This window comes from Kribbella sp. NPDC051770 (assembly GCF_040681455.1).
Classification (GTDB): Bacteria; Actinomycetota; Actinomycetes; order Propionibacteriales; family Kribbellaceae; genus Kribbella.
Genome location: NZ_JBFAYT010000001.1, coordinates 670,262 through 691,492, shown reverse-complemented (window position 1 = coordinate 691,492; position 21,231 = coordinate 670,262). Strand labels below are relative to the sequence as shown.

General features: G+C 70.1%; 25 protein-coding genes. 16 read left to right on the top strand and 9 right to left on the bottom strand.

Annotation, left to right across the window (positions count from 1 at the left end; translation table 11 throughout):
* Positions 1-4: 4 nt before the first annotated feature.
* The 4 genes from AB0M01_RS03205 (at position 5) to AB0M01_RS03190 (ending at position 2,055) form a co-directional block, all read left to right on the top strand.
* Positions 5-355, top strand: a complete 351-nt coding sequence (locus AB0M01_RS03205; RefSeq protein ID WP_363665215.1) for a sec-independent translocase — start codon at positions 5-7, stop codon at positions 353-355.
* 66 nt (positions 356-421) lie between these two features.
* Positions 422-685, top strand: a complete 264-nt coding sequence (locus AB0M01_RS03200; protein WP_363665214.1) for a phosphoribosyl-ATP diphosphatase — start codon at positions 422-424, stop codon at positions 683-685.
* A 51-nt stretch (positions 686-736) separates the two neighbouring features.
* A complete protein-coding gene (gene hisG, locus AB0M01_RS03195) occupies positions 737-1,582 on the top strand; it encodes an ATP phosphoribosyltransferase (protein WP_363665213.1) in 846 nt (281 codons plus the stop codon).
* Entirely contained in the window at positions 1,582-2,055 is a 474-nt protein-coding gene (locus AB0M01_RS03190; RefSeq protein WP_363665212.1) for a PH domain-containing protein, read from the top strand. Before hisG ends, AB0M01_RS03190 begins: the two co-directional genes overlap by 1 nt.
* On the opposite strand, the gene AB0M01_RS03185 is transcribed toward AB0M01_RS03190, so the two are convergent.
* The 3 genes from AB0M01_RS03185 to AB0M01_RS03175 are packed head-to-tail and all read right to left on the bottom strand — an operon-like array spanning position 2,045 to position 4,113.
* On the bottom strand, positions 2,045-2,935 hold the full coding sequence (locus AB0M01_RS03185) for an aldose-1-epimerase (RefSeq protein ID WP_363665211.1): 891 nt from the start codon (positions 2,933-2,935) through the stop codon (positions 2,045-2,047). The genes AB0M01_RS03190 and AB0M01_RS03185 overlap by 11 nt on opposite strands.
* Positions 2,936-2,966: 31 nt before the next feature.
* The gene (locus tag AB0M01_RS03180) at positions 2,967-3,626 is read right to left on the bottom strand and encodes a hypothetical protein (RefSeq protein WP_363665210.1); all 660 of its coding nucleotides are present in this window, start codon (positions 3,624-3,626) and stop codon (positions 2,967-2,969) included.
* Positions 3,613-4,113: a hypothetical protein gene (locus AB0M01_RS03175; RefSeq protein WP_363665209.1), complete on the bottom strand. Its 501-nt coding sequence runs from the start codon at positions 4,111-4,113 to the stop codon at positions 3,613-3,615. Before AB0M01_RS03175 ends, AB0M01_RS03180 begins: the two co-directional genes overlap by 14 nt.
* Positions 4,114-4,201: 88 nt before the next feature.
* Here AB0M01_RS03175 and AB0M01_RS03170 point away from each other — a divergent pair, with 88 nt between their 5' ends.
* On the top strand, positions 4,202-4,693 hold the full coding sequence (locus AB0M01_RS03170; protein WP_363665208.1) for an SseB family protein: 492 nt from the start codon (positions 4,202-4,204) through the stop codon (positions 4,691-4,693).
* Between the two features lie 3 nt (positions 4,694-4,696).
* Here AB0M01_RS03170 and AB0M01_RS03165 read toward each other — a convergent pair whose 3' ends face one another.
* Entirely contained in the window at positions 4,697-5,128 is a 432-nt protein-coding gene (locus tag AB0M01_RS03165; RefSeq protein WP_363665207.1) for a hypothetical protein, read from the bottom strand.
* Positions 5,129-5,286: 158 nt separating this feature from the next.
* Here AB0M01_RS03165 and AB0M01_RS03160 point away from each other — a divergent pair, with 158 nt between their 5' ends.
* A complete protein-coding gene (locus AB0M01_RS03160) occupies positions 5,287-6,006 on the top strand; it encodes a TetR/AcrR family transcriptional regulator (protein WP_363665206.1) in 720 nt (239 codons plus the stop codon).
* On the opposite strand, the gene AB0M01_RS03155 is transcribed toward AB0M01_RS03160, so the two are convergent.
* Both AB0M01_RS03155 and AB0M01_RS03150 read right to left on the bottom strand, forming a co-directional pair.
* Entirely contained in the window at positions 6,003-7,151 is a 1,149-nt protein-coding gene (locus AB0M01_RS03155) for a glycosyl hydrolase (protein WP_363665205.1), read from the bottom strand. The two genes, AB0M01_RS03160 and AB0M01_RS03155, sit on opposite strands and share 4 nt — an antisense overlap.
* Positions 7,152-7,170: 19 nt before the next feature.
* Complete coding sequence (locus AB0M01_RS03150) at positions 7,171-8,199, bottom strand: LacI family DNA-binding transcriptional regulator (RefSeq protein WP_363665204.1); 1,029 nt, start codon at positions 8,197-8,199, stop codon at positions 7,171-7,173.
* Positions 8,200-8,293: 94 nt separating this feature from the next.
* On the opposite strand from AB0M01_RS03150, the gene AB0M01_RS03145 reads away from it, so the two are divergent.
* From AB0M01_RS03145 to AB0M01_RS03135, 3 genes are read left to right on the top strand one after another with little or no spacing between them, the layout of a single operon-like run.
* Positions 8,294-9,586, top strand: a complete 1,293-nt coding sequence (locus tag AB0M01_RS03145; RefSeq protein ID WP_363665203.1) for a sugar ABC transporter substrate-binding protein — start codon at positions 8,294-8,296, stop codon at positions 9,584-9,586.
* Between the two features lie 4 nt (positions 9,587-9,590).
* Positions 9,591-10,469: a sugar ABC transporter permease gene (locus tag AB0M01_RS03140; protein WP_363665202.1), complete on the top strand. Its 879-nt coding sequence runs from the start codon at positions 9,591-9,593 to the stop codon at positions 10,467-10,469.
* Entirely contained in the window at positions 10,466-11,386 is a 921-nt protein-coding gene (locus tag AB0M01_RS03135; RefSeq protein WP_363665201.1) for a carbohydrate ABC transporter permease, read from the top strand. The genes AB0M01_RS03140 and AB0M01_RS03135 overlap by 4 nt, the downstream gene beginning before the upstream one ends.
* Before the next feature lie 105 nt (positions 11,387-11,491).
* Here the strand turns inward: AB0M01_RS03135 and AB0M01_RS03130 are convergent, their stop codons facing one another.
* Complete coding sequence (locus tag AB0M01_RS03130) at positions 11,492-11,911, bottom strand: DUF1844 domain-containing protein (protein WP_363665200.1); 420 nt, start codon at positions 11,909-11,911, stop codon at positions 11,492-11,494.
* 301 nt (positions 11,912-12,212) lie between these two features.
* On the opposite strand from AB0M01_RS03130, the gene infC reads away from it, so the two are divergent.
* The 4 genes from infC (at position 12,213) to AB0M01_RS03110 (ending at position 14,513) form a co-directional block, all read left to right on the top strand.
* The gene (gene infC, locus AB0M01_RS03125; protein WP_363665199.1) at positions 12,213-12,935 is read left to right on the top strand and encodes a translation initiation factor IF-3; all 723 of its coding nucleotides are present in this window, start codon (positions 12,213-12,215) and stop codon (positions 12,933-12,935) included.
* Between the two features lie 76 nt (positions 12,936-13,011).
* Positions 13,012-13,206 carry a 50S ribosomal protein L35 gene (gene rpmI / locus AB0M01_RS03120; RefSeq protein WP_344180008.1) on the top strand — a complete coding sequence of 65 codons (195 nt, stop codon included), beginning with the start codon at positions 13,012-13,014 and terminating at the stop codon, positions 13,204-13,206.
* 78 nt (positions 13,207-13,284) lie between these two features.
* Entirely contained in the window at positions 13,285-13,671 is a 387-nt protein-coding gene (gene rplT, locus AB0M01_RS03115; protein WP_184797282.1) for a 50S ribosomal protein L20, read from the top strand.
* Positions 13,672-13,700: 29 nt separating this feature from the next.
* Positions 13,701-14,513 carry an RNA methyltransferase gene (locus AB0M01_RS03110; protein ID WP_363665198.1) on the top strand — a complete coding sequence of 271 codons (813 nt, stop codon included), beginning with the start codon at positions 13,701-13,703 and terminating at the stop codon, positions 14,511-14,513.
* A 21-nt stretch (positions 14,514-14,534) separates the two neighbouring features.
* Here AB0M01_RS03110 and AB0M01_RS03105 read toward each other — a convergent pair whose 3' ends face one another.
* The gene (locus AB0M01_RS03105) at positions 14,535-15,239 is read right to left on the bottom strand and encodes a TetR/AcrR family transcriptional regulator C-terminal domain-containing protein (RefSeq protein WP_363665197.1); all 705 of its coding nucleotides are present in this window, start codon (positions 15,237-15,239) and stop codon (positions 14,535-14,537) included.
* Positions 15,240-15,293: 54 nt separating this feature from the next.
* Between AB0M01_RS03105 and AB0M01_RS03100 the strand changes: the two genes are divergently transcribed.
* Positions 15,294-16,844, top strand: coding sequence for an MFS transporter (locus AB0M01_RS03100; protein WP_363665196.1), 1,551 nt, complete (start codon positions 15,294-15,296; stop codon positions 16,842-16,844).
* Here AB0M01_RS03100 and AB0M01_RS03095 read toward each other — a convergent pair.
* Positions 16,752-17,345: a vitamin K epoxide reductase family protein gene (locus tag AB0M01_RS03095; RefSeq protein WP_363665195.1), complete on the bottom strand. Its 594-nt coding sequence runs from the start codon at positions 17,343-17,345 to the stop codon at positions 16,752-16,754. The two genes, AB0M01_RS03100 and AB0M01_RS03095, sit on opposite strands and share 93 nt — an antisense overlap.
* A gap of 153 nt (positions 17,346-17,498) precedes the next feature.
* Here AB0M01_RS03095 and pheS point away from each other — a divergent pair, with 153 nt between their 5' ends.
* On the top strand, positions 17,499-18,608 hold the full coding sequence (gene pheS / locus AB0M01_RS03090) for a phenylalanine--tRNA ligase subunit alpha (RefSeq protein ID WP_363665194.1): 1,110 nt from the start codon (positions 17,499-17,501) through the stop codon (positions 18,606-18,608).
* Positions 18,608-21,145 (top strand): phenylalanine--tRNA ligase subunit beta, encoded by a 2,538-nt coding sequence (pheT, locus tag AB0M01_RS03085; protein WP_363665193.1) that lies wholly within the window; start codon positions 18,608-18,610, stop codon positions 21,143-21,145. The genes pheS and pheT overlap by 1 nt, the downstream gene beginning before the upstream one ends.
* The last annotated feature ends 86 nt before the right edge of the window (positions 21,146-21,231 follow it).

Here is a 21,231-nt window from a genome sequence, read left to right as displayed (position 1 = left end):
GGACATGTTCGGCATCGGGCCGCTCGAGCTCGTCGTGATCGCCATCGTCGCCGTGCTGCTGTTCGGGCCGGACCGGCTGCCGGAGTTCGCCCGGACGGCGGGCCGGCTGCTGCGCCAGGTGCGGACGATGGTGAACAACGCCCAGAACGACCTGCGCAACGAGCTCGGCCCGGAGTTCGCCGACCTCGACGTCCGGGACCTGAACCCGCGCAGCTTCGTCCGCAAGCACCTGCTCGAGGGCATGGACGACGACTACGACGACGACAAGCCGGTCGCGAACTCGGCCGACCTGATGGAGTCCGTGCAGCGGCTCCCGGCCGGCCAGCGGGCGCCGTACGACCCGGAATCCACCTGAACTTCGTCCCGCGGGTCGAGACCTGTTGAACGCCGCTCACCACCCGCCCTCTAGGCTGGGCGAGCGATGAAGACCTTTGAGGAACTGTTCGCCGAGATCGGCGAGAGGGCGCTGACCCGGCCGGAGGGCTCCGGCACCGTGGCCGCGCTGGACGCCGGCGTGCACACGATCGGCAAGAAGCTGGTCGAGGAGGCCGCCGAGTCCTGGATGGCCGCCGAGCACGAGGGCAAGGAGCGGGCCGCCGAGGAGCTGAGCCAGCTCTTCTACCACGCGCAGGTGATGATGCACGCGCTCGGCCTGGACCTCGACGACGTGTACCGACATCTGTAGGCAGCGCTGCCACGGATCCCGGGACCACCTCTTCCGAAAGGCCACAGACCCATGCTGCGCGTCGCAGTACCGAACAAGGGCTCGCTCAGCGAGTCCGCCACCGCCATCCTGACCGAGGCCGGCTACAAGCAGCGCCGGACCACCAAGGACCTCGCGCTGACCGACACCGCGAACGAGGTCGAGTTCTACTACCTGCGCCCCCGCGACATCGCCGTGTACGTCGGGGAGGGCACGCTCGACGTCGGCATCTCCGGCCGTGACCTGGTCCTCGACTCGCACGCCGACGACGACATCCTGATGGAGCTCGGCTTCGGCGGCTCGACCTTCCGGTTCGCCGGCCGGCCCGGTGTCGCCGACTCGGTGAAGGACCTGGCCGGCAAGCGGATCGCGACGTCGTTCGCCGGGATCCTCACCGACCACCTGGCCGAGCACGGCGTCGAGGCGTCCGTGGTGAAGCTCGACGGCGCGGTCGAGTCCGCGGTCCAGCTCGGCGTCGCCGACGTGATCGCCGACGTCGTCGAGACCGGTACGACGCTGCGCCAGGCCGGCCTCGAGGTGTTCGGCGAGCCGATCCTGACGTCGGAGGCGGTGCTGATCACCCGCCACGGCGTCGACCAGCCCCCGGGCCTCCAGCAGCTCGTACGCCGCCTGCAGGGCGTCCTGGTCGCGCGCAACTACGTGATGATGGACTACGACATCCGCGCCGAGTCGGTCGAGGCGGCCAACGCGCTGACCCCGGGCCTGGAGTCGCCGACGGTGTCGCCGTTGCATCGCGAAGGCTGGGTCGCCGTCCGCGTGATGGTGCTCCGGGCCGACGCGCAGAAGATCATGGACCAGCTCTGGGAGGTCGGCGCCCGCGCCATCCTCACCACCGACATCCACGCCGCCCGGATCTGATGGCCACCCCGGAGTCGCTCGTGACCGGTGTCACCCCGCTGTTCAGCTTCCACCCGCGGATCGTCGCGGCGGTGACCGCGGCGATGGCGCTGTCGATCCTGGCGGTCTTCGGGGTGATCTGGTTCCGGCTGCCGGACGAGTCGCGGGCGACGTTCACGCTGTTCCAGCGGGTCACGCTGATCGCCTTCTTCGGCACCGTGCTCTACCTGCTCTACCGGATGGCGACGGTCCGGGTCACGGCGTACGCCGACGGCCTGCGGGTGCGCAACGTCTTCAAGTCGTACTCCTACCCGTGGAGCGACGTGAAGATCCTCCGCTTCACCGCGGGCGACCCGTGGCTGCAGATGTACGACACCGACGACAACCGGCTCGGGATCCTCGCGATCCAGGCGTCGGAGGGCGTGCGCGCGAGCAAGGCGGCCAAGGAGCTGGCCGCCATCGCCCGCGCGCACGGCGCCGGGACTACACGCTGACGCTGAACGTCGTACGGTGCTCGTCGCCGGGCGCCAGCACGATCAGGTCGTCGCCGGTCCTGAAGCTGTCCGGCGGACACGTCATCGGCTCGACCGCGAGGCCGACCCGGCCGAGCGCGTTGCCGGTGTAGAGCTGCACCCACGGGGTGTCGCTGCGCAGTACAGCGCGGTTGCCGCTGCCCGGGTCGGTCAGCGTCACCGCCCACGCGTCCCGCAGCCCGGTGAACGCGTTGTCGATCTCCAGCCCGCCGAGCTTCCGCGCGGTCCCGAAGTCGAAGTCCGAGCCGGCGACCGGCCGCAGCCCCACCGGCGTCAGCCGATCCGGCGTCACCTCGAGCCACTGCCCGGCGCTGAACTCCAGCTCGCACTCGTCGAGCTGCCGCCCGACGGTCAGGTACGGATGCGTCCCGTACCCGTACGGCGCCGCGCCGCGCCCGACGTTCTTAGCCGACGCCGTGACGGTCAGCCCGGTCTCCGCGTCGAGCCGGTAGGTCAGCCCGAGATCCAGCTGGTGCGGGTACCCCGGCTGTCCGTGCAGGCGGTACGCGACCTCGACCAGCGACTCGTCCAGCCCGTCGTCGATCCGCTCCCAGTTCGCCCACCGGGTCAGCCCGTGGATCGCGTTCGCCCGCGTCGGCTCGCTCAGTGGGAGCTGCTGCTCGGCGCCGTCGAACGTGTAGGTCCCGTCGGTGATCCGGTTCGGCCAGGGGAACAGGTGCTGCCCGATCCCGGCGTGCGCCGCCTCGTCCTCGCCGTACCCGACCAGCACCTCCCGGTCGCCGTACGCGAGCCCGCGCAGCCCACCCCCGACACTCACCACGGTCCCCACGTAGTCCCCGGCACGAACGGTCCACTGCTCCCCGGAGGGCAAGACACTCATACGTCCATCTTCACCTACCCGCGTCCTTGGGTCAGGAAGCGGCCGAGTCGTGGTCGAGATGAACGGACTTCGTGATGATCTGGGTCTCCGGGTCGTGCTCGACCGTGGGGTTGCCGTCGACGACCACGTGCGCCCGGGCGCGGGTGTTCTGGGTCGCGAAGTGGTCGCGTTCCCAGCGCATCCAGTCCAGCCAGCGGTCGCGCAGCGGTTCGCCGTCGCGTTCGATCCCGCGGTCGAGGCGGACCTCGTTGCTGGTCTCGATCCACAGCCGCAGCGACTGCCAGCGGTCGGCGTCGCGGTCGCAGGAGGTGACGCCCTCGACGATCAGCAGGTCGAGCGTCGTCGGTACGACGTGCAGCTCGGCGTACGCGCCCTGGACCCAGTCGTAGCGCCGGTACCGGCCCTCGCGGCCGTCGGCGATCCGCTGCAGGACGTGGTCGCGGAGCAGCCCGAAGCCGCGCACGGCGCCGTCCCAGCCGTCGTACAGGTCGTCCATGTGCAGCACCTGGCAGCGCAGTCCGCGCGCCTCCGCACGCGCGGCGAAACGGGCGGCCAGGGTGCTCTTGCCGGATCCGGCGGGCCCGTCGACCCCGATCAGGCGGGTCCGGCCGAGCCGGGCCGGGCTGCTCTGCACGTGGTCGAGCAAGCTGTCGATGGTCAGCGGGGTCTCAGGGGTGTCAGTCGATTCCATGGCGCTTCAGGATGTCCTCGATCTCGTCGAACTCCGACGACTCCTGCTTGCTCGCCTTGGCGCCCTTGGGGGCGCGGGCCGGCTTGGCAGGGGCGGAGGCCGAGGCGGGGGCCGGACCGGTGCTGGTCAGTTCACCGGCGGCCGTGGGCTTCGTCTTGGCCGGCTTCTCCGCGGCGGGGCTCCGGCGGCCCTTGGCCACACCGGACACCACGTACAGGACGACGGAGACGCCGAACAGCGCGGCCCCGGCCCACACCGAGGGGGAGAAGATCAGGTGCGAGACCCAGCTGACCGCCGAACGGACGACGTCCCAGACCAGCTCCAGCAGCCCGGTCAGGTACAGCGAGACCGGCAGCAGGGACCAGGCCACACCGCGGACACCGGCCGCCGCCCCGCGGCGCCGCCAGGCAGCCCACGAGCCGATCAGACCGAGCAGGGTGAGACCCGCACAGAACGGCAGCAGCGTCAGATCATTGAAGTCAGGCACAACCCCAGGCTCGCACAGACCACCGCGGAACCAAGCCGGGTAGAGCCCTGACGCCACCCTGAAACACCGGTCCGGGGACAATGGACACGTGCAGCCCGACAAGCGCTTGGCCTTTACCGGTTTCGACAACGACGACGGTACGGCGGACGCCGCGCTCGCGCAGGCGCTGCTGACCGGGGACCAGGGCGCGATCCTGCACGCGCTGACGTCGGCGCGGCTGCTGGTGCCGGTGGTCGCGATGCTGGGCGAGGTCGAGTACGACGAGCGTGGGCTCGCGCACGACAAGACCTCCGACATGGCCGTCGCGCTGCTGCAGGGCCAGGACGGGCGCAACGCGCTGCTCGCGTTCACCGGTACCGATGCTCTGCAGCGCTGGAGTCCCGAGGCCCGGCCGATGCCGGCGCAGGCTCAGCTGGTGGCGACCGCCGCCGTACAGGAAGGCGCGGCCGCGATCGTCCTCGACGTCGCGGGCCCGGCGCCCGGTGTCATCGAGACCGACGACGTACAGCGCCTTGCCGCCGGCCTCCAGGTCGTGCGGCTGGAGGACGGCGGCTTCGGCTGGGTCCATCCCACCGACTGAAGGTCACAGCGGCTTCAGCGACGACTTGCGGTGGTACGACTCGTTGGTTCCCCACAGGATCGCGACGACGGCGCCGAGGCCCAGGTCCGACCACAGCCACCACGGGCTGTCGAAGTGCCCGAAGACGGCCAGCGCGACCCACACCGCGAACTGCACGACGCAGACGGCCAGCCAGCCGACCGTGGCGACCCGCAGCGCGTTGGTCAGTTTGGACGGCGGTACGGCGTCCTCCATCCCGTCGAAGACCCGGCGCAGGTCGCCGCGGGTCTGGGCGACCCCGACCAGGTCGTGCCGGTCGGCGGCCAGGCGCGGGGACATCCCGCCGAACCGGGCGGCGGAGTCGATCTTCGCGTGCGCCGTACGCCGGTCGGTGTCGGTCAGCTCCAGCTCGTCGGGGGAGAGCAGCGGGCCGAGGGTGGCGGTGACGGTGTTCATGGTGAGCTCCTTCAGATCGGTGAACCTCGATGTGAAAAAGCGTAGGGATTGAACAGTTTCGGCCCGAGGGTCCTGCGTCCCATGTTCGAGGTGGACCTAGCACCCCTATCCGGCCCAGCACCTCGGATCACCGGCCGATCTGGGCCAGGATGGTGCCTGTGAGTGACCAGCGGACCGACCTGCCGCCGGGCCTCGCCCTGTCCTGGGGCGTGCTGCCGGTCCAGCGGCGTGGGCCGAAACCGGCGCTCAGCGTGGCCAGGATCGTGGCCACCGGCATCGAGTTCGGCGACACCCAGGGCTTCGAGGCGATCTCGCTGCAGAAGATCGCCGCCCGGCTCGGCGTCACCACCAATGCGATGTACCGCTACCTGAGCTCCAAGGACGAGCTGCTCGTCCTGGTCCAGGACGCCGCCTTCGGCCCGGCGCCGGATCTCGGCCGCGGCGGCTGGCGGGCCGGCGCGACCGCGTGGGTGAACGCCCAGCTCGCCCGGTACGCCGAACGCCCGTGGCTGCTGGAGATGCCGATCCGCGGCGCGCCCGTCACGCCCAACCTGCTCAGCTGGGCCGAGGTCCTGCTGCAGGTGCTCGACGAGACCGGTCTGAGCATGCACGACAACCTCGGCTGCGTCGTCCTGCTCGATGGTTACGTCCGCAGCTACGCCAACCTGGCCCGGCAGCTCACCGCGAGCGAGCAGGTCCCGGTGCAGGCCCAGCACGTCGGCGCCTTCCTGGTCCCGCGGCTTGCCGAGGGCAACTACCCGATGCTGCTCAAGCTCTACACGCACCAGGAGTACGAGGACGAGCTCGACGACGACCTCGAGTTCGGCCTGGCCAGGGTGCTGGACGGGATCCAGGCCCTGATCGACGCCAAGGTCTAGGGCAGTACGATCCGGACCGGGCCGCCGGCGCGCGCCGCCACCCAGCGCAGGTGGAAGTCGCTGCCCGGCGCGATCTCGGCGCGGCGGTGCAGGTCGGTCCGCAGGTTGTACGGCGCGGTCAGCGTCGTCGCCTGCTGGGGCCATACGCCGTTCGCCTTCACGTCGGCGATCACCGCGGCCAGCGCCTCCGCGGCCGGCTTGCGCTGGTGGTCGACGGTGAACAGCCCGAGGTCGTACTCGCGGTCCGGGAAGTCGAGCAGCCTGCGGTCGATGTCGTGCGACGACCACCAGGTGATGCCGTAGAGCGCCGGGTTGTGCACGACCTGCTCGACAGTACGGCGTACGAACTCGGCCTGGAGATCCACCGGGATGTCGGGCCCCGGGACACCGATCTCCTGCAGCCAGACCGGCCTGGCCGGGTCGAGCGAGGTCGCGGCGGCGAGCTCGACCAGGTAGTCGGCATGTGTGAGGGTCGCCGGGCCGAGCGGCCCGTCCACTCGGGAGACCCCGTTGAACACCCACGAGTGGACGGTGCTCAGCTCACCCAGGTCGGTGACATCGACCGGGCTGAACGGGTGGTCCGGCTTGTACCAGGCGTCGTCGAACACCGAGTGCAGCGCGAGCACGTCCGGCGCGGCCTTCTTGACCGTGGTGAGCAGCTCCTGCGCCCACGCGGTCGAGGTCTGCGGAGTCGTGCCGCTGTCCGGCCACAGGTTGTTGACCTCGTTGCCGAGGGTGATCGCGAAGACGTTCGGCCGGGTCGCGACGGCCGCGGCCACTTTCTCGCAGTACGCCGTGAGTCCCTCGCGGACCGTGGGGTTCTCGAACAGGCTGGCCTTGTGCCAGGTCAGCGCCCACGACGGCAGGAAGTCGAAGCTCGACAGGTGGCCCTGGATCAGGTCGACTGAGACGCTCAGCCCGTGCTCAGCGGCCGCGTCGATGGTGTCGAGCAGGTCCGCGATCGCCGCGTCGCGGATGATCGCGCGGTTCGGCTGGATCCACGGCCAGATCGGGAACACCCGGACGTGGTCGAGCCCGAGCCCGGCCAGGTCGGCGAAGTCGCGGCGGACCGCGGCCGGGTCGTAGTCGAGCCAGCTGTAGAACCACCCGGCGGAGGGGACGTAGTTGGCACCGAACGATGGCATGGAAAAAGACTAAATCGGTTTAGTGTTCCGGGCAAGACGGAGGCGCGGTGGACTCCCGGACGGTGAGCACCGGATCGGCCGTCCGGCGGTTGATCGTGGTCCCCGGCGCGGCGATCACCTCGAGCAGCACCTCGGCCGCCTGCCGGCCGAACTCGAAGGTGTCGCGGGACAGCGCGGTCAGCGCCGGGTGCATCAGCTGGGTCAGGATCGAGTCGTCGAAGGCCACGATGGACAGCTCGCCGGGCACCGGGACGCCCATCTCCATCGCGACCCCGAGGCCGGCCACCGCCATCACGTCGCTGTCGTAGACGATCGCGGTCGGCCGGACTGCCTGGGAGAGCAGCTTCCGGGTCGTCGCGGCGCCCTCGGCGTCGCTGAAGTCGGTGGTCAGCGACGGCGCCTCCAGCAGCCCGAGCCGCGGCGCGGCGTCGCGCAGCGCGCGCATCCGGCGCTGGGTGTGCTGGAAGTTCGGCGTACCGGCGACGTGGGCGATCCGCCGGTGGCCGAGCGCGGCCAGGTACTCCACGACGGCCAGCATCGCGTCCCGGTCCGAGGCCCACACCGACGGCAGCGCGCCCTTGCCGCCGCGGCCGCCGATCACCACCGCCGGCAGCTCCAGCGCCTTCAGCTCGTCGATCCGCGGGTCGCGGACGGTCAGGTCGACCAGGATCACGCCGTCCACCCGGTGCTCGGAGTGCCAGCGCCGGTAGACCTCGATCTCGGCCTCGGTGTCCTCGACGATCAGCAGCTGCAGCGAGATCCCGTGCGCGGACAGGCCGGACTGCAGCCCGGAGACCAGGTGCGCGAAGAACGGCTCCACGCCGAGCGTCCGCGCCGGCCGCGCGATCACCAGCCCGACCGAGTCCACCCGGGAAGCCCCCAGCGCCCGCGCCGCGCTGTGCGGCCGCCACGCCATCTGCTCGGCGATCGCCAGGATCCTGGCCCGGGTCGCCTCGCTCACCCCGGGACGCCCGTTCAGCGCGAACGACACCGCGCCCTTGGACACGCCCGCGCGGTCCGCGATGTCCGCGATCGTCGGTCTGGCCATCGGCCACCTCCTGGTCGGTCCCCACCCTTGACAGCGGATTCTACGATGTGGATAGTGCAGGAGCTATACCGGTTTATCACCACAGGAGAATTCCATGCCTAGTCGTCGTCTCGCCCCGGTGGCAGCACTCGCCGTCGCCGCGCTCACCCTGGCCGGCTGCGGCCTCGGGTCCTCCGAGGAGTCCTCGTCCGGCGCCCAGCCGACCGTCGACGCGAACGCGAAGGTGACCGGTGAGGTCAGCTTCCAGACCTGGGCGCTGAAGCCGAAGTTCACGACGTACGTCGAGGGCGTGATCAAGGACTTCGAGGCCAAGTACCCCGGCACCAAGGTGACCTGGCTGGACCAGCCCGGTGACGGCTACGACAAGAAGGTGCTCAGCCAGGCCTCGGCCGGCCAGCTGCCCGACGTGACCAACCTGCCGCCGGAGTTCGCGCTGCCGCTGGCCAAGCAGAGCCTGCTGCTCGACGTCGCCGCGGCCGACCCGGCCGTGAAGACCGACTACGTCGAGGGCGGCGTCTCGGCGTACCAGTACCAGGGGGTCGAGGGCACCTTCGGCTACCCGTGGTACCTGAACACCGACATCGACTACTGGAACGCGACCAAGTTCGCGGCCGTAGGCCTGGACGCGAAGAACCCGCCGAAGACCTTCGACGAGCTGCTCGCCGCGGCCAAGGTGATGCACGACAAGTCCGGCGGCAAGGAGTACCTGATGAGCCGGCTGCCCGGCATCGGCGACTTCACCAACGCCGGCGTCAAGATCCTCAGCGACGACGGCAAGAAGTTCACCTTCAACACCCCCGAGGCCGTCGCCCTGCTGGACAAGTACCGCGACGCCTACAAGAACGGCTACCTGCCGCGCGACATCCTGACCCAGGAGTACCTGGGCAACTCCAAGCTCTTCACCCAGGGCAAGGTCGCCTGGACCACCGGTGGCGGCAACGCGATCGTCGACTTCCAGAAGGACAACCCGTCGCTGAAGGGCAAGGTCGTCCCGTCGCCGGCCCTGGACACCCCGCCGCTGTACGTGCAGGGGCTGTCGGTCTCGGCCAAGTCGAAGAACCAGGCCGCCGCGATCGCGCTGGCCAAGTTCGTCACCAACGCCGAGAACCAGGCCGCGTTCGCCAAGATCGTGAACATCTTCCCGTCCACCAAGGCGTCCGCGAACGACCCGTACTTCTCCAAGTCCGACGGTACGCCGGAGAGCGACGCCAAGGTGCTCGCGTTCGAGTCGCTGGCCAAGGCCAAGTCGCTGCAGCCGGCCGTGATCAGCGGGGCCACCAACGACTTCATCAACCAGCAGATCTCGCTCGCCATCTCCGGCAAGGTGACCTCGCAGGAGGCGCTGGACGCCGCGGTGGCCAAGGCCGACCAGCTGCTGGCCCAGTAACGCGATGCGCTACCACCGGTGGTTCTCCCCGTGGGTGCTGGTCGTCCCGGCACTCGCCTGGTTGCTGGTGTTCAACCTGTGGCCGTCGATCAACACCGTGATCCTGTCGTTCACCAACGCCAGGCCGATCGGCGGCGGGACCTTCGTCGGGCTGAAGAACTTCGAGGCCCTGCTGCACGACGAGCAGCTGCGCTGGGCGTTGCTGAACAGCATCGTCTACATGATCGTCTGCCTGCCGTTCCTGACGATCGTGCCGCTGGCGCTGGCGGTCCTGGTGGAGAAGAAGCTGCCCGGAATCACCTTCTTCCGGACCGCCTTCTACACCCCGGTGGTGGCGTCCGCGGTCGTCGTCGCGCTGATCTGGCAGTGGATCCTCGACGACCGCGGCCTGGTCAACGGGATGGCCGAGAAGCTCGGTGTCATCTCCGGGCCGCTGCCGTTCCTGTCCGACCAGTGGCTGCTGCTGTTCAGCGCGATCAGCCTGACCATCTGGAAGGGGCTCGGCTACTACATGATCATCTACCTGGCCGCGCTCGGGAACGTCGGCCGTGAGCTGCACGAGGCGGCCGCGGTCGACGGAGCCAGCGCGTTCCGGCGCTTCACCAACATCACGATCCCGGGGGTTCGCGGCACGATGATCCTGATCGCGATCCTGATCTCGGTCTCGGCGCTGCGGGTCTTCTCCGAGCTGTTCATCCTCAGCGGCGGCAACGGCGGGCCGGGCGGTCGCGACTCGTCGGTGGTGATGCTGATCCAGCAGTACAGCCAGGGCTTCGAGGGCAACCTCGGCTACGCCTCCGCGCTGTCGATCGTGCTGTTCTTCGTCACCGTCGTCCCGATGCTGGCCCTGGCCCGGCTCAACCGGAAGGCGGCCGACGCATGAGTGTGGTCACCGATCCCGCGCGGCCGGTCGCCGTACCGGACGACCCCGGTACGCCGGTCCGCAAGCGCAAGCGCGGCACGTTCAGCTTCAACGCGATGTCGCCGACCGAGAAGGCGGTCCGCTACGTCCTGCTCGTGTTCGTGCTGCTGATCACGATCGGGCCGTTCCTGTGGCAGCTGTCGACGTCGCTGAAGGGCTCCGGCGAGGACATCTACACCCGGATCCCGCGCCTGCTGCCGGCCCAGCCGACGCTCGACCACTACGGCGCGGTGGCCGACACCATCCCGGTCTGGGACTACATGCGCAACTCGCTGCAGGTCGCCGTACTGGTTGTCGGAGGCAACATCATCGGCTCGTCGCTGGCCGGCTTCGCGCTGTCCCGGCTGCAGTTCCGCGGCCGCAAGATCGTCCTCGGGCTGTTCCTGGCGACGCTGGTGCTGCCGGGGGAGGTGACGATCATTTCGCAGTACGTCACGGTGCGGGAGTTCGGCCTCGCCAACACGCTGTTCGGCGTCGCGCTGCCCGGGATGATCGGTGCGCTGAACGTGCTGCTGATGTACAACGCGTTCCGCTCGCTGCCGATCGAGGTCGACCAGGCCGCGATCGTCGACGGCGCCAACGTCTGGCAACGCTTCCGCTACATCGCCCTGCCGAGCGTCCGCGGCACGATCAGCGTGGTCGCGATCTTCGCCTTCATCGGCGCCTGGGACGACTTCCTCTGGCCGCTGATCGTCCTCACCGACCCCGACAAGTACACGCTGACCGTCGGCCTGCAGTACCTGTCCGGCACCTTCAGCAACAACCCCCGCCTGATCGCCGCGGGCACGATGATCGCCTTCATCCCGATCGTGATCGTCTTCGCCACCCTCCAGCGCTTCTTCTTCAAGGGCGTCGAGGAAGGCGCGGTCAAGGGCTGAGCGGTACCGAACGACAGGACGTCTCCGGGGCGGCAGCCGGTTCGCGCGCTCGGCGCGGGCCGGCTGACGGCCGAACCGGGAGACACGTCCTGTCGCTCGGCACCGTCAGCGGCGGCGGGAGGCCTTCGGGTGGACCTCGCCGGTGTACTTCTCGCCGGGGCCCGCGCCGGGCTCGTCGGGGATGGTGGAGGCTTCCTTGAAGGCGAGCTGCAGGGAGCGCAGGCCGTCGCGCAGCGGTGCGGCGTGGTGGTGGCCGAGGCTGGGGGCGGAGGCGTCGAGCAGGCCGGCCAGGGCGTCGATCAGGGAGCGGGCCTCGTCCAGGTCCTGGTGGTCGGGCAGGTCCTCGGCCAGGCCGAGGTTCACCGCGGCGGCGCTCATCAGGTGCAGCGCCGCGGTCGAGATGATCTCCACGCTCGGGACCTCCGCGATGTCGCGGGAGACGGTCGACATCGGGTCCACCCGGGACTCCTCCGCGGCGGGGGAGTCGGCGGTGGGGTCGGGCGAAGTGGAGATCGGGTCGGTCATGCTGCTACTCTTGCATGGCGACCGACCCGGTCCGACGGTGACCCCTGAGCGGAATACTCAGAGCGATCCAGCGGTTCAGGTCTAAGCGGAGGGCCACCTCCCACCCAGTCGACGAAGAGTCGGCGGGTCCCGGTCACGCCGAGAGTCCCGGCCTCACCGCCGGAGCACCATCGGCGATCGTACGGCGTACCACCTCGCAGGCCGGGGTTGGTGAGCCGTCGATCTGGGAATTGGGCCTTCGTGTGGATCGCGCACGGAGGCCTTCGTCGTTCCTGGCGGAAGTCCCCGGGGCGATCAGCAGGTGGCACCAGTTTCGAACAACCCAGGAGGACCCATCACCATTGAACTGCGCGTCAACGAGCGCATCCGCGTTCCCGAGGTGCGTCTGGTCGGACCGAACGGTGAGCAGGTAGGCATCGTCCGGATCGAAGACGCTCTTCGGTTGGCACAGGAAGCCGATCTCGACCTGGTCGAGGTTGCGGCCACGGCACGCCCGCCGGTCTGCAAGCTGATGGATTTCGGCAAGTACAAGTACGAGACCGCGCAGAAGGCGCGCGAGTCCCGCCGGAACCAGACCAACACCGTCATCAAAGAGATGAAGCTGCGGCCGAAGATCGACCCGCACGACTACGAGACCAAGAAGGGTCACGTCGTCCGCTTCCTCCGTGCCGGTGACAAGGTGAAGATCACGATCATGTTCCGTGGTCGCGAGCAGTCCCGCCCCGAGCTGGGGTTCCGGCTGCTGCAGCGGCTGGCCGAAGACGTCACCGAGCTCGGCTTCGTCGAGTCCTCGCCGCGTCAGGACGGCCGGAACATGATCATGGTGCTCGGACCGCACAAGAAGAAGTCCGAGGCGCGCGTGGACGTGGAAGCCGAGAAGGCCAAGAAGGTCGCCGAGCGCGAGGCCGAGCAGGAAGCCGAGCGCGTCGAACGCGCCGAGCAGGCCCAGCAGCACGAGGCCGAGCGCGCCGCCGGCGCCACCAAGAAGCCGAAGGGTCCGGCCGACAACCTCGACCCGGAGTGATCCGTCGCTCCGGCCCTCGCGGGTCGGAGCCGGTCCACCGGGCCGAGTCAACGAAGAAACGAGAGAGCAAACAGCCATGCCGAAGATGAAGACCCACTCGGGGATGAAGAAGCGCGTCCGGGTGACCGGTTCGGGCAAGATCCGCCGCGAGCAGACCGGTGTCCGCCACCTCGCCGAGGCGAAGTCGTCCAAGCGCAAGCGCCGCCTGTCCGGCACCGTCGAGGTCGCGCCGTCGTACGTCAAGAAGGCCAAGAAGCTCCTCGGTATCTGAGTCCTTCTTCCCCACCCCCGAACATCCCCGCCGAGTGGATCGACTTCTCCGGCGCAGAAATACAAGGAGTAACACCTCATGGCACGCGTGAAGCGGGCAGTCAACGCCCACAAGAAGCGCCGGGTCGTCCTCGAGCAGGCCAGCGGCTACCGCGGTCAGCGCTCGCGCCTGTACCGCAAGGCCAAGGAGCAGGTCACCCACTCGCTCGTCTACGCCTACCGTGACCGCAAGGCGCGCAAGGGCGACTTCCGCAAGCTGTGGATCCAGCGGATCAACGCGGCGACCCGCGCGGAGGGCCTGACCTACAACCGGTTCATCCAGGGCCTGCGGCTGGCCGAGGTCGAGGTCGACCGCAAGATCCTGGCCGACCTGGCCGTCAACGACCCGGCCGCGTTCAGCGCGCTGGTCGTCGTGGCCAAGGCTGCCCTGCCGGCGGACGTCAACGCGCCGTCGACCGCGGCCTGAGCATCACCGCTCCCAGTAGTAGCACTCGAGTGGCGAGCCCTGGTCTGCTGACCGCACAGTCCGTGCGGATCAAGCAGGCCCGCAGGCTCGCCGCTCGCGCGTTCCGGCGCAAGACCGGACGCTTCCTCGTCGAGGGCCCGCAGGCCGTCCGCGAGGCGCTCGAGCACCGCGAGCTGGTCATCGAGGTGTACGCCGAGCCCGACGTCGCCACCCGGCACCGCGACCTGCGGGACCTGGCGACGGTCGCCGGCGTGCCCTGGTTCGAGGTGAACCGGGCCGGTGTCGAGGCGCTCAGCGAGACCGTCACGTCCCAGGGCGTGGTCGCGGTGTGCTCGCTGGTCGACGTCTCGCTCGACGACGCGGTACGGCGTACGGCGTCGCTGGTGGCCGTCGGCGTCCAGGTCCGCGACCCCGGCAACGTCGGCACCCTGATCCGCACCGCCGACGCGGCCGGCGCGGACGCCGTCGTACTGTCCGCGGAGTCCGTCGACCCGCACAACCCGAAGGCTGTCCGCGCGAGCGTCGGCAGCCTGTTCCACGTACCGATCTCGCTCGACGTGGAGGTCCCGGCCGCCGCGAAGGCCTGGCGCGAGCAGGGCATCCAGGTCCTCGCCGCCGACGGCTACGGCAGCTTCGACCTCGACGAGTGCATCGACGACGGCACCCTCGCCAAGCCCACGGTCTGGCTCTTCGGCAACGAGGCCCACGGCCTCCCCGACGGCTACGACGCCATCGTCGACCGCTCGGTCAAGGTCCCCATCTACGGCCGCGCCGAAAGCCTCAACCTCGCCACGGCGGCTGCCGTCTGCCTGTACGCCTCGGCCCGCGCCCAGCGCCGGTGAGGCTGGAGAACCCGGTCCGCCTCAGCGTGTGAGGCGTTTCTCCAGGCCGTCCAGCAGGCTGTCGAGGCCGTAGGAGAACTGTTCGTTCTGGAGGCGTTCGGCGTCGACGACCCGGCGGCGGTCGATCGAGTCGCGCATCTCCTGGTGGCCGGTGGTGACCTGGTCGGCTTCCTTCAGGACGACGGCTTTCCACTCGTCCTCGGTGGTGCCGGCCCGGCGCAGCGAGGCGCGCCAGGCGGCCTGGGAGTTGGCGTTGCCGAAGACGAAGGCCAGGACGGCGCCGAGGGCGTAGTCGATCTCGGTGTCGGTGAAGCCGGCGGCCTCGAAGAGGGCGAGGCCCCTCGAGCCCATCCTGACGGCGTTCGGGCCGATGCTCGGGCGGATGTAGATGACCTCGGGGATCCAGCCGTGCCGCAGGACGGCGGCGCGCAGGTTGTGGGCGAGCAGCAGGACGCCGGCCCGCCAGCCGGCCAGGTCGGCGTCGGGGACGTCGATCTCGCCGTACACCTCGTCGATGACCAGGTCGAGCAGGTCGTCCTTGGTCTGCACGTGCCAGTACAGGCTGGTGGCGCCGGAGTCGAGGCGGGCGGCGAGCTTGCGCATGCTCAGGCCGGCGGCGCCCTCGGTGTCGAGCAGTTCCATGGTGGCCTTGACGATCTGGTCGCGGCTGAGCGTCTCGCGGGCCGCGGCGGCCGGCCGCTGGGGCCGGGTCCAGATCGATTCCATGGTCCAAGTCTAAGCTGACTCGCACACTGTTCGAGTTCGTCGTACAGTGTGCGAGTGACTAGTACATCGTTCGAGTCGAGCCAGACCGGTCATCCCCGGCGCTGGTGGATCCTGCTGATTCTGTGTCTGAGCGTGATGGTGCTGGTGGTCGACAACACCGTCCTGAACCTGGCCATCCCGTCGCTGATGCGCGACCTGTCCGCCACCCCGGCCGACGTGCAGTGGATCATCGACGCCTACATCCTGGCGTTCGCGGGCCTGCTGCTGACCGCCGGAAGCCTGTCCGACCGGTTCGGCCGGCGCCGGATGCTGATCGTCGGGCTGGTGGTGTTCGGCGCCGCGTCGGTGCTCGCCACGCTCGCGACCAACCCGTGGCAGCTGATCGCCTGCCGCGGCCTGATGGGTGTCGGCGGTTCGCTGCTGATGCCGAGCACGCTGTCGCTGCTGTTCACGGTCTTCCCGCCGCAGGAGCAGCGCAAGGCGATGGCCGCCTGGTCGACGGTCGCGATGGTCGGCGTGGTCGCCGGTCCGACGATCGGCGGTGTCCTGCTGGAGCACTTCTGGTGGGGCTCGATCTTCCTGATCAACCTGCCGATCGCGGTGCTCGCGATCGCCGGCACGGTCGCGCTGATCCCGGAGTCGAAGGGCCCGGCCCGCGCGGTCGACCCGCTCGGCGCGCTGCTCTCGGTGGTCGGGATGTCGGCCGTGGTGTGGGCGATCATCTCGATCCCGGTCGACGGTCTCGGCTCGGGCCGCGTCCTCGGCGGCCTCGCCGTCGGCGTCGTCGCGCTGGTCGCCTTTGCCTTCTGGGAAAGGCGCACCCCGCACCCGATGGTCCCGCTGCACCTCTTCCGGGACCGCAACTTCAGCGGTACCAGCCTCTCGATCGTGCTGCTGTCGTTCACCGCGGGCGGCCTGCTGCTCGCGCTCACGCAGTACCTGCAGTTCGTGCTGGCCTACAGCCCGCTCAAGGCCGGTCTCGCCCTGATCCCGTACGCCGTCTCGGCGATGCTGTTCAACGGCATCGGCGCGACGCTCGGCAAGAAGTTCGCCGACCGGACGCTGATCGCGAGCGGGCTGGTGGTGATCGCGGCCGGGTTCGGCATCCTCACGCAGGTCACGACCGGCACCGGGTACGGGCTGCTGATCGTCGGCCTGATGGTGATGGGCATCGGCGGCGGCCTCGCCGGGCCGGCGGCGTACACGCTGCTCATGCAGGCCGTCCCGGCCGAGCACCGCGGCGTCGGGTCGGCGATGAACGACACCGTGCAGCAGACCGGCGCCGCGCTGTCGGTCGCCGTACTGGGCAGTGTGCTGGCGGCGGCGTACTCGGCTGCTCTGCCCGACGACGTCCCGGCGCGGGACTCGATCGCGGAGACGCTGGCGCTGGGCGGTCAGTACGTCGAGGTCGCGCGCGAGGCGTTCACCGACGCGATGTCGATCGCGATGACCGCGGGCCTGGTCGGCGCTGCCGCCGGTGCGCTGGTCGCGCTCTTCGTGCTGCCGCGCAGGTCAGCCGTTGCCGAGCCAGAAGCGGGTCAGGATGATGCCGGTGACGAACAGGGCCCAGGCCCCGATCACGACCGCGTGGTAGCCGCTGAGTGAGCGGACCCAGCGGGTGTCGCGGAAGTTGTGCACGGTGACGTACCAGAACGTCGGGATCGTCACCGCCCACACGACCATGCAGTACGGGCACAGCGCGCCGATCGAGTAGATGCTCTGGTAGATCAGCCAGTGGATCAGTACGGCGGCCGCCGTCACGCCGACCTGCAGGCCGAGCCAGATCCAGCGCGGGAACCGGACGCCGCTGACCAGCAGCACGCCGAGGGTGGTGACGATCGCGAAGCCGCCGATGCCGAGCAGCGGGTTCGGGAAGCCGAACAGCGCGGCCTGCGGGGTCGACATCACCGAGCCGCAGGACAGCACCGAGTTGATGCTGCAGCTCGGCGTGTAGTTCGGGTCGGTGAGCACGTGGAACTTCTCCACGGTCAGCACGAACGCGGCCAGGAACCCGATCGCTCCGCCGGCGGCGAGCAGCCAGCGCAGCGCCGGCGGGGTGTCGGATCCGGGCTCGGTGGCGGTCGTGCTGAGGTCGGCGCTCGTCATGCGGGACTGCTTTCGGCTCGGCTGCTGGGCTGGCGGGTAGTCGGCGGGTGACGCTCCGATTGTGCCCGCTGTGGACAACCGATTCACGCTCCGGCGCCGCGGGTTCCTAGACTGCCAGCAGCAGGTTAGGAATCAGCGACCCGAGAGTGAGCCATGTCCGGTCCCAACAAGAACTACGACCCCGTCGAGGTGACTCCGTTGCACGCCGACGTGGTCGAACGGACGCGGGACGAGGCCCTCGACGCCTTCCGGACCGCGGCCGACCTGGCGGCGCTGCAGGAGGCCAAGCTGGCCCACCTGGGCGAGCGGTCCCCGATCGCGCTGGCCAACCGCGAGATCGGCGCGCTGCCGCCGCAGGGCCGCAAGGAGGCCGGCCAGCGGATCGGCTCGGCGCGCAAGCTGATCACCGACGCGTACGCCGGCCGCCTGGCCGTGCTCGAGGCCGAGCACGAGGAGCGGATGCTGGCCACCGAGCAGGTCGACGTGACGCTGCCGTGGACCAGCCCGCAGCCCGGCGCGCGGCACCCGCTGTCGCTGATCTCCGAGCAGATCGCCGACGTCTTCACCGCGCTCGGCTGGGACGTCGCCGAAGGCCCCGAGGTCGAGGCCGAGTGGCTGAACTTCGACGCCCTGAACTTCCAGCCCGACCACCCGGCGCGGCAGATGCAGGACACCTTCTTCGTCGAGCCGGCCGGCTCCGGGACGGTCCTGCGCACCCACACCTCGCCGGTGCAGGCCCGCTCGATGCTGACCCGCAAGCCGCCGATCTACGTGATCTGCCCGGGCCGCGTGTTCCGCACCGACGAGCTGGACGCGACGCACACGCCGGTCTTCTACCAGGTCGAGGGGCTCGTTGTTGACGAAGGGATCACGCTCGCGCACCTGAAGGGCACGCTGGACCACTTCGTCGTGTCGATGTTCGGCGAGGGCCTGGAGGCCCGCCTGCGGCCGAACTTCTTCCCGTTCACCGAGCCGTCGGCCGAGGTCGACCTGCTCTGCTTCGTCTGCCGCGGCGCCTCGGTCGGCAACCCCGACCGCCCGTGCCGGACCTGCGGCAGCGAGGGCTGGATCGAGTGGGGCGGCTGCGGCGTGGTCAACCCGCGGGTCCTGCAGGCCTGCGGCATCGACCCCGAGCGGTACTCGGGCTTCGCGTTCGGGATGGGCCTGGAGCGGACGCTGATGTTCCGCAACGGGGTGCAGGACATGCGGGACATGGTCGAGGGTGACGTGCGGTTCAGCCGCCAGTTCGGGATGGAGATCTGATGCGGGTCCCACTGTCGTGGCTTCGTGAGTACGCCGAGCTGCCGGAGGGTGTCACCGGTCGCGAGGTCGGCGAGAAGCTGGTCCGGGCCGGGCTCGAGGTGGAGACCGTCGTCGAGTCCGACCTGACCGGCCCGCTGGTGGTCGGCAAGGTGCTGAGCTACGAGCCGGAGCCGCAGAAGAACGGCAAGACGATCCGCTGGTGCTCGCTCGACATCGGCAAGGACGAGCCGCAGTGGGTCGTCTGCGGCGCGAGCAACTTCGAGGTCGGCGACCTGGTCGTGGTCGTGCTGCCGGGCGCGGTGCTGCCCGGCGGGTTCGCGATCTCGGCGCGCAAGACCTACGGGCACGTCTCCTCGGGGATGATCTGCTCCAGCTCCGAGCTGGGACTGGGCGACGACGGCACGCACGGCATCGTGGTCCTGCAGCCGGGCGAGGCGACGCCGGGCGACGACGCGATCGAGCTGCTGTCGCTGCGCGACGATGTGCTCGACATCGCCGTCACGCCCGACCGCGGGTACTGCCTGTCGATCCGCGGGATGGCCCGCGAGGCCGCGACGGCGTACGGGGTGGAGCTGAAGGACCCGGCGGCGCTGACGCTGAACGGGTCGGGTGAAGGCGGTTACCCGGTGCGCGTCGACGACGCGGACGGGTGCAGCGTGTTCGTCACCCGGACGGTGACCGGGATCGACCCGAAGGCGCCGTCGCCGCGCTGGCTGCAGCAGCGGCTGGTTGCGTCGGGGATGCGGCCGATCTCGATCGGCGTCGACGTCACCAACTACGTGATGCTCGAGCTCGGGCAGCCGATCCACGGGTACGACAAGGACCGGCTGAGCGGCGAGATCGTGGTCCGCCGGGCGACGGCCGGCGAGAAGCTGATGACGCTCGACGACCAGACCCGCGAGCTGGACCCCGAGGACCTGCTGATCACCGACGACTCCGGCCCGATCGGCATCGCCGGCGTGATGGGCGGCGCGTCGACGGAGATCTCCGACTCGACCACCGACGTGGTGATCGAGGCCGCGCACTTCGACCCGATCGTGATCGCGCGGGCGTCGCGGCGGCACAAGCTGTCCTCGGAGGCGTCGCGGCGGTTCGAGCGCGAGGTGGACCCGGAGCTTCCGCGGTACGCCGCGCAGCGCGTCGCGGATCTGCTGGCCGAGCTGGCGGGCGGGACGATCGTTGCCGACGAGACGCTGATCGACACGCACCCGGCGTCGCCTTCGGTGACGTTCCGGGCCGACCACGCGGCGCGGGTCGCGGGGGCGGCGATCACGGTCGAGGAGAGCACGCGGCACCTGGAGTCGGTTGGGTGCGAGGTCGCGGCAGCTGCTGCTGACGCCGTACCGGCTGCGTTTGCTGTTGGTGCGAAGGATTCTTCGGCCGAGCTGGTGACGGTGACGCCGCCGTCGTGGCGGCCGGACCTGCGGGACCCCAACGACTTCGCCGAAGAGGTCATCCGGCTGTTCGGGTTCGACAACGTGCCCTCGGTGCTGCCGCCGGCTCCTGGTGGCCAGGGGCTGACGGTGTCGCAGCGGCGACGTCGGCGGGTTGCCACCGCGCTCGTCGGTGCCGGGCTGACCGAGGTCGTGTCCTACCCGTTCGTGGGGGACGCGGACTTCGACGCGATGGGGCTGGCGGCCGACGACGCACGGCGTACGACGGTGAAGCTGGTCAACCCGTTGTCCGACGAGGAGCCGTCGATGCAGACGACGCTCCTGCCGACGCTGCTCCGCACCGCCGAGCGCAACGTCGGGCGCGGGTCGACCGACCTGGCGATCTTCCAGACCGGGCTGGTCTTCCTCCCGAAGGCCGACGCGAAGGCGGCGCCGCTGCCGTCGGTCGCGCAGCGGCCGAGCGAGGACGAGCTCAAGGCCCTGTACGCCGCGCTGCCGGAGCAGCCGCTGCACATCGGCGTCGTGCTCACCGGCGCTCGGACGCCGACCGGTTGGTGGGGCAAGGGCGAGCAGGTCAGCTGGGCCGATGCCGTGCAGGTCGCCCGCGCGATCGCGACGGCGATCGGCGTCGAGGTCGACGTCCGCAACGCGGAGCGGGCGCCGTGGCACCCGGGTCGCTGCGCCGAGCTGTCGATCGCGACTACGGGCGGGCGCACGGTGATCGGGTACGCCGGCGAGCTGCACCCGAAGGTGTGCCAGGCGTTCGGTCTGCCGAAGCGGTCGAGCGCGGTCGAGCTGGATCTCGACGCGCTGATCGCGGCCGGACCGGCGTCGGTGACGGCGCAGCCGTTCTCGTCGTACCCGGTGGCCAAGGAGGACGTGGCGCTGATCGTCGCGGCCGACGTACCGGCGGCCGATGTCGAGGCCGCGTTGACCGAGGGGGCCGGCGAACTGCTGGAGTCGATCCGGTTGTTCGACGTGTACACGGGTGAGCAGATCGGCGAAGGCAAGAAGTCGCTGGCCTTCGCGCTCCGCTTCCGCGCCGCGGACCGGACCCTGAAGGAGAACGAGGTCGCCGAGACTCGGCAGGCGGCGGTGCAGGTCGCCGTCGACCGCTTCAACGCCGTCCAGCGCGTCGGCTGACCAGCATGATCACGGTCCGCACCTCGTCGTGCCGACGCGCGCGGCTCGCGCGGGGGGAGGGGGGGGGGGGGGGCCCCGCGCGCGCG

What these genes read in the sequence shown, in the direction of transcription:
- rplT (WP_184797282.1), top strand. Translation starts at nt 13,285, where the DNA reads ATGGCACGCGTGAAGCGGGCAGTCAACGCCCACAAGAAGCGCCGGGTC.
- AB0M01_RS03145 (WP_363665203.1), top strand. Translation starts at nt 8,294, where the DNA reads ATGCCTAGTCGTCGTCTCGCCCCGGTGGCAGCACTCGCCGTCGCCGCG.
- AB0M01_RS03130 (WP_363665200.1), bottom strand. Translation starts at nt 11,911, where the DNA reads ATGACCGACCCGATCTCCACTTCGCCCGACCCCACCGCCGACTCCCCC.
- AB0M01_RS03135 (WP_363665201.1), top strand. Translation starts at nt 10,466, where the DNA reads ATGAGTGTGGTCACCGATCCCGCGCGGCCGGTCGCCGTACCGGACGAC.
- AB0M01_RS03155 (WP_363665205.1), bottom strand. Translation starts at nt 7,151, where the DNA reads ATGCCATCGTTCGGTGCCAACTACGTCCCCTCCGCCGGGTGGTTCTAC.
- AB0M01_RS03190 (WP_363665212.1), top strand. Translation starts at nt 1,582, where the DNA reads ATGGCCACCCCGGAGTCGCTCGTGACCGGTGTCACCCCGCTGTTCAGC.
- rpmI (WP_344180008.1), top strand. Translation starts at nt 13,012, where the DNA reads ATGCCGAAGATGAAGACCCACTCGGGGATGAAGAAGCGCGTCCGGGTG.
- AB0M01_RS03140 (WP_363665202.1), top strand. Translation starts at nt 9,591, where the DNA reads ATGCGCTACCACCGGTGGTTCTCCCCGTGGGTGCTGGTCGTCCCGGCA.
- AB0M01_RS03200 (WP_363665214.1), top strand. Translation starts at nt 422, where the DNA reads ATGAAGACCTTTGAGGAACTGTTCGCCGAGATCGGCGAGAGGGCGCTG.
- hisG (WP_363665213.1), top strand. Translation starts at nt 737, where the DNA reads ATGCTGCGCGTCGCAGTACCGAACAAGGGCTCGCTCAGCGAGTCCGCC.
- pheT (WP_363665193.1), top strand. Translation starts at nt 18,608, where the DNA reads ATGCGGGTCCCACTGTCGTGGCTTCGTGAGTACGCCGAGCTGCCGGAG.
- AB0M01_RS03165 (WP_363665207.1), bottom strand. Translation starts at nt 5,128, where the DNA reads ATGAACACCGTCACCGCCACCCTCGGCCCGCTGCTCTCCCCCGACGAG.
- AB0M01_RS03205 (WP_363665215.1), top strand. Translation starts at nt 5, where the DNA reads ATGTTCGGCATCGGGCCGCTCGAGCTCGTCGTGATCGCCATCGTCGCC.
- AB0M01_RS03105 (WP_363665197.1), bottom strand. Translation starts at nt 15,239, where the DNA reads ATGGAATCGATCTGGACCCGGCCCCAGCGGCCGGCCGCCGCGGCCCGC.
- pheS (WP_363665194.1), top strand. Translation starts at nt 17,499, where the DNA reads ATGTCCGGTCCCAACAAGAACTACGACCCCGTCGAGGTGACTCCGTTG.
- AB0M01_RS03180 (WP_363665210.1), bottom strand. Translation starts at nt 3,626, where the DNA reads ATGGAATCGACTGACACCCCTGAGACCCCGCTGACCATCGACAGCTTG.
- AB0M01_RS03150 (WP_363665204.1), bottom strand. Translation starts at nt 8,199, where the DNA reads ATGGCCAGACCGACGATCGCGGACATCGCGGACCGCGCGGGCGTGTCC.
- AB0M01_RS03185 (WP_363665211.1), bottom strand. Translation starts at nt 2,935, where the DNA reads ATGAGTGTCTTGCCCTCCGGGGAGCAGTGGACCGTTCGTGCCGGGGAC.
- AB0M01_RS03095 (WP_363665195.1), bottom strand. Translation starts at nt 17,345, where the DNA reads ATGACGAGCGCCGACCTCAGCACGACCGCCACCGAGCCCGGATCCGAC.